2 protein-coding genes are annotated in these 3,091 nt (G+C 68.1%); one reads left to right on the top strand and one right to left on the bottom strand.

The features are described 5' to 3' along the window. Nucleotides 1-131 precede the first annotated feature (131 nt). A complete protein-coding gene (locus K8556_RS00195) occupies nucleotides 132-1,013 on the top strand; it encodes a hypothetical protein (RefSeq protein WP_223737999.1) in 882 nt (293 codons plus the stop codon). Nucleotides 1,014-1,037: 24 nt separating this feature from the next. On the opposite strand, the gene K8556_RS00190 is transcribed toward K8556_RS00195, so the two are convergent. Then, on the bottom strand, nucleotides 1,038-3,023 hold the full coding sequence (locus K8556_RS00190) for a RiPP maturation radical SAM C-methyltransferase (RefSeq protein WP_223737998.1): 1,986 nt from the start codon (nucleotides 3,021-3,023) through the stop codon (nucleotides 1,038-1,040). Nucleotides 3,024-3,091: the final 68 nt, after the last annotated feature.

The following is a 3,091-nucleotide window of genomic DNA, read 5'->3' as shown; positions in this document are numbered from 1 at the left end:
TCATGTCTCCTTGCAACGGCCCCTGGAAGAGTGACACCGCCACGCTACCAGAGGTCGCGCCCGGGCTGTGGAGGGCCAGGCGAATCGTGTACCGTGCGCCCGCACCAAGCCATGCACGGAGCGACCACAGCATGAGCACCGAACGCCAGTTTGACTATTCAGCCCTGACGCAGCAGCGGCGCACCCACCCGCAGGCCCTCCAGGTCTTCAACAACGTCTTTGATGAGGCGTTGATCCACGCGGCCTACGAAGCGCTGCGGCCGCTGCCTCCGCTGCCCTCGGGGTTCTTCTGGGTGGACATGGAGCGGGTCATTGCCTACCAGCAGGGTGACGCGCGTCAGGTGGAGGCGCTGGCGGCCTATCTCCCCCGGGAGATTTCCACCCTCACCTTCCAATACTTCGTCCGGCTGTTGGACCTCATCCCGGAGGTCCGGCGCGACCAGGTGGCGGGCTTCGAGCTGTGGTTCCACAACCTGGGCGCCCCGGTGAGGCGCGCGGCCTTCCACGTGGACCATGACGTCCCGTTGGCGGAGAAGACAGGCAAGGTGCACCTGCCTCTGTGGGGCACCGTCCTGTACCTGGGTCCCCAGAGCGGGCTCGTGGGCGGCGGCACGGTGTTCAACCTGGAGGAGCCCCTGTCCCAGACGCTCCTGGACAACTGCATGCGCTTCCACGACTTCGACGCGCTGTTCAAGCTGTCGGACCAGTGGGTGACGGTGCCCTTCAAACCCAACCGGTGCGCCGTCTTCCGGGGGACGCTCCCCCACTGCATCGCCGCCACCGAGCAGGTCTCCCCGGAGCGGCCCCGCGTGAACCTGCTGGCCAACCTCTGGGACCACCGCCCCAGCTTCGCCGACGGGCAGGCCTTCTGCCGCTTCTCCCCGGAGGAGTTCGCCCTGCTGGGCAGACTCTCCCCCGCCCAGCACGCGGCGCTGGCGGAGATCGCCGGGACCCTGACGTCCGAGGACGACGTGACCCGGCTCTTCGCGCTGCTCAACAAGCTGCGCGGCTGACCGCGCCCGAGGCGGGAGCCCCGCTCAGGACGCCGCCACCGCGACGTCCTCCGGGGCCCGCTTCGCCTGGCGCCGCTCCCGGCGCTCCTGGTCCTCCGCGTGCAGCGTGTGCATGCGCCTGGCCGCCATCTGCGGGGTGAACGCCGGCGCCACGGAGAGGTAGCGCTCGCCTTCCCGGAACAGGATGCGCTCCTCCAGCCAGTGCGCCAGCACCTGCTCCACCTGGGCCCTGGAGGCGCGCCCCGTCTCCACGAACGCCTCGTCGATCTCCTGGCGCTGGCGGATCTCCGTGCAGTACAGGTACAGGTCCCGCTCCACCCCGCGAAGCAGCAGGGTCCGGGGCATGCCCGCGCGCCCGTCGTAGACGCGCAGGAACGTGCCCCCGTCCAGGTACGTCATCACGTGGCGGTACTGCGAGCCCCGGGCCATCTCATACGCCCGCATCCACACCTCGCACGCCTCGACGACGGCGCTCCAGTCGGACGTCCCCGTGCGCAGGTCGAACGACAGGTCGAACAGCGCGATGCGCTCGTAGACCTCCGCGGGCAGCCCCACCTTGTAGCAATCCGCGTTGCGGATGTTCTCCACGGGGAACTGGGCCCGGAGCGCGTCGAGCGTGGACCCACGCCCCAGCCGGTAGGGGCTCAGGTCCAGCGGCTCGTAGCAGATGGCGTAGGACAGGAGGTTCTGCACCGTCTCCGCCACCTCCGCCTCCTCCGTGCCCGGGAAGTGGGTGATGAGGTTGGCGTAGTTGCGGATGTCCAGCTCGTGGCAGACCTTCATCGCCTGCAGGTTCTGGATGACGGTGGTGCCCTTGCCCACCCGGCGCAGGTACGACGTGGACAGGCCCTCGATGCCGAACTGCACGAACTTCACGCCGGCCTCCCACAGCCGCATGATCTCATACGGGTGGGCGTTGGCGCGCATCTCGTAGAACAGGGCGTAGTCGCGCTCGGTCGCGCGGATGCCCTCGGCCAGCTCCGTCAGCCCCTTCACCCGGATGATGTTGTCCAGGAAGAAGATGCCGGTGTTGCCGTAGCGCTCGCTGAGCGAGTCGATCTCCTCCACGAGCCGGCGGTTGCTCTTCTCACGGTAGCCGTTCCACTGCACGTTGAGGTTGCAGAAGTAGCAGGTGTTCTTCGGGTTCCCGCTGCGCTTGGTGCGATCCCACCAGCACCCGCGAGAGCCCTCGATGGACAGCAGCCACATCACCCCGTGCTGCTCCGCCTTCGACGCGTACTCGTCGTAGTCGGGGTACGGCAGCTCGTCCATGTTGCCCACCTCCCAGAGCGCCGCGCCGGACGCGACGTGCTCCGCCGACCTGGGCGTCAGGAGGCCCTTCATGCCGAACAGGTCCCCCGTGCCGTACTCCAGCTTGCGCAGCAGCGCGAGGAAGGGCTGCTCCCCCTCGCCCTGGATGACGTAGTCCAGGAAGGGGTACTCCTTGAGCAGCGAGGGCCCGACCTGCGCGGACACCGTGGAGCCTCCCAACACCACGCGCACCTCCGGCGCGAGCGCCTTCAGCCTGCGGGCCAGGGACAGGTTCGCGAACAACTGCCCGAACGACGTCGTCAGCGCCACCACGTCGTAGCGGCCCGCGAGCGAGGCCGCGAGCGTGTCCAGGTGCCCGTCCAACGTGGCGAGGAGCCGGTCGAAGATGTGCTCGTAGGTGGGGTGCTCACCGAAGAGCGCCACCGGGAAGCGATCCACGTTGTCCCGCCGCCACGCCCCCGCGCGCGCCGTCAGCGACTGCACGAAGTACTCGCGGACCGCCTCCCGGCGCTCCGGATACATCTGGGGTGTGTAGAGCAGCTCCCCCAGCTCATAGGCATCCAGCGAGATGCCGTCATAGAGCGACGTGCCGAGCGTCACCGCCATGTCCAGGAACGCGGAGCAGGTCGCCACTTCAAACCCCGGCTCGTGCTGCCGGACATACGCCGCCAGCGCACCGAGCGCGGCGGACGGACGCTGGTAGGCGGACCATGGCAGGGCAATCAGGGCGACTCTCATGGATTCCTCACTAGCTTCGCTAGGCTTACTATCAACGCTATCCATGTTTGATTAGACTTACCAGCCGC

Source organism: Corallococcus sp. AS-1-12 (genome assembly GCF_020036995.1).
Taxonomy (GTDB): Bacteria; Myxococcota; Myxococcia; order Myxococcales; family Myxococcaceae; genus Corallococcus.
The sequence above is the reverse complement of the archived record's forward strand: the minus strand, read 5'-3'. Positions and strand labels throughout refer to the sequence as shown.